General features: G+C 65.1%; 3 protein-coding genes. All 3 read right to left on the minus strand.

Translation table 11 applies throughout. From position 1 onward, the window contains the following. Positions 1-131 precede the first annotated feature (131 nt). The 3 genes from cpaB to H928_RS0116245 all read right to left on the minus strand — a co-directional run bounded on the left by cpaB (position 132) and on the right by H928_RS0116245 (position 2,051). Positions 132-1,169: a Flp pilus assembly protein CpaB gene (cpaB, locus tag H928_RS0116235; protein WP_021027456.1), complete on the minus strand. Its 1,038-nt coding sequence runs from the start codon at positions 1,167-1,169 to the stop codon at positions 132-134. A 125-nt stretch (positions 1,170-1,294) separates the two neighbouring features. Further along, entirely contained in the window at positions 1,295-1,864 is a 570-nt protein-coding gene (locus tag H928_RS0116240) for a prepilin peptidase (protein ID WP_021027457.1), read from the minus strand. A gap of 7 nt (positions 1,865-1,871) precedes the next feature. Continuing rightward, positions 1,872-2,051 carry a Flp family type IVb pilin gene (locus H928_RS0116245; RefSeq protein WP_027011026.1) on the minus strand — a complete coding sequence of 60 codons (180 nt, stop codon included), beginning with the start codon at positions 2,049-2,051 and terminating at the stop codon, positions 1,872-1,874. Positions 2,052-2,121 lie beyond the last annotated feature (70 nt).

Consider the following 2,121-nt stretch of genomic DNA (forward strand, 5'->3'; position numbering starts at 1 on the left):
CCAGGCGGCGGATGCGAGTGCGGTGGTTCTCATAGTCGGTTCCCTCGTCTGTCTCGTTCTGGTTCCGGGCCTTGCGGGCCCGTGTGCGCCTGTGTGGCGCGGTCAACCGGGGCTGACAACCCCGGCAGCCATCAATAACGTACGGTTTGCACGCTGGCGCCTTGGTAGACCTCCAGCGTGCGAGGTGGCGCCAAGGGCGCGGCCGGCGCTGGCGCCCTGGCCTGCGTGACGGTGGCAGGGCGGCGCACCGGCTTGCTGTCGGCGCCGGTTGCCAGGTCCTTGAAGCGCAGGCCGGCAAAGGAGCGGTCCATGCCCTGCAGTTGTTCGCCCTTGGCCAGCTTGCCTGCCACCGGCTGCAGCACCGTGGGCAGCGCGGCGAACAGGGCCGGGTCGGGCACGCGGCTGTCATCGGGGTGGCGCAATGCCAGGCTCAACTGGCCGTATTTCTCGGCCAGGGTCAGGCGCTCCACATCCTGCAAAGGCACGGCCAGCACGGCGGTGGCGGCATTGCGCGCCGCCTGGGTATCCTGGGTATTGCGCCTGGCTGCATTGGCGCTGCTGCCGGTCTTGGCGGCCTCTTGCTCTTCTTGCTGGCGCTGGGCCTGGGTGAGTGGTGGGTTTTCCACACTGGCTGCGCCATAGGCCAGCACCCGGGTGCGTGCCAGCAGCAGCCGGGTCTGGCTGTCCACCTCGGCCGCGTCGGTCTTGCCGTCCAGCGTAAAGAACACATCGACAAAATCGCCGGGCCGCACATGGTGGCCGGCGGCCATGGCCTCGCGGATACCGACAGACACCGCACGTTGCCCGGGCTCAACCTGCAAGGCCAAGCCGCTGATCAGCTGCTGCTCAAAGAGCGGTGCATCGGCCACCAACGCCATCGTGGTCGTGCGGCCCAGCAGTGCATCGGTGTTGGAGAAGCTGGAGGCCACGGCGACTGGAAGCTGGGCGATCTTGAGGTCGTCTGCCACCAGGCGCTGGCCTGCCGCAATGGACTTGGCTGCGACCACGACGGCATGGGTGGGCGCTGGCTTGCCTGCATCGCCGCTGCTGGCATCCGTGATCGGCGTGCTGGGCCGGTTGGCAGATTGACGGCCCAGCAGCAAGGCGCCCAGGCCCAGGGCCAAGGCAAGGACCAGCAGCAGGCCGGCCAGTATCTTGGTGAGGTTCATGGTCGAGGGCTCCTAGAAGTTGACAGCTGCATATGCTTTGCTGTCGCGGCAGCGCATGCGGCCCAGGGGACGACAGCAAAGCACATGGAATATGGAAAGAGGTGGAGGGACATCGCTGTCATCCTTTAGCCGGTGATGGGGCCTGCATTGCGCATCAGCAGCACGATGGCCACCAGGGCCATATAGCCTGCGTAGGGGATGCTGCGCGCGGGGCCCGATGAGCGGCTGGATGCAGCGGCATCCGTTCCAGTTGCAGCAGCGGGTTGCAACAGCGGCGCCCAACGCATGGGCAGCTTGGCCTGCAGCAGGGCCCCTTGGGGGCTGCGCACTAGGTTGCGCCATGCCAGCACCGCCATGCCATGCAGACCGGCCAGCACGCTGGCAGCTAGCCAGATCACCAGCAGATGGACAGACAGACCAAACCAGAGCCCGGCCACCGCCGCAAACTTGACATCGCCCGCGCCCATCCAGCGGATGGCATAGAGCGGCAGCAAGGCGGCAAAGGCCACCGCCATCCCCGCCAGCCCTTGCCAGGCCAGCAGGTCAAACGGTTGTGCACCTCCGAACAGTGCTGCCAGGCCGGTCGCCAGGCCCAGCAGCACCATCCAGTTGCGCACCTTGCGGCTGCGCAGGTCCATGACTGCTATGGCGATAAGCCATAGCAGTAGGATCCAGGTGAAGGCAGTGGTAGCCATGGCCTTATTAGGGAGCAGTCACACCAGCCAATGCGTCTCTGATGTAGCCGAACAAGGCATTCAAGTTAGTCCCCATGGCTGTCAGAACGGTAATGATCGCCACCGCAATCAGCCCCGCAATCAACCCATACTCAATGGCGGTCGCGCCTTCTTCATCGTTCCAGAAGTTCTTGATGATGTTGGTCATGATGCTCTCCATTTACATAGCCCAGCTGAAAAACAGTGGCAGGCGGGGGCAAGCGCCTGTCGCTGTGGGA

Origin of the sequence: Comamonas sp. B-9, from assembly GCF_000410635.1 — a bacterium.
Classification (GTDB): Bacteria; Pseudomonadota; Gammaproteobacteria; order Burkholderiales; family Burkholderiaceae_C; genus Comamonas.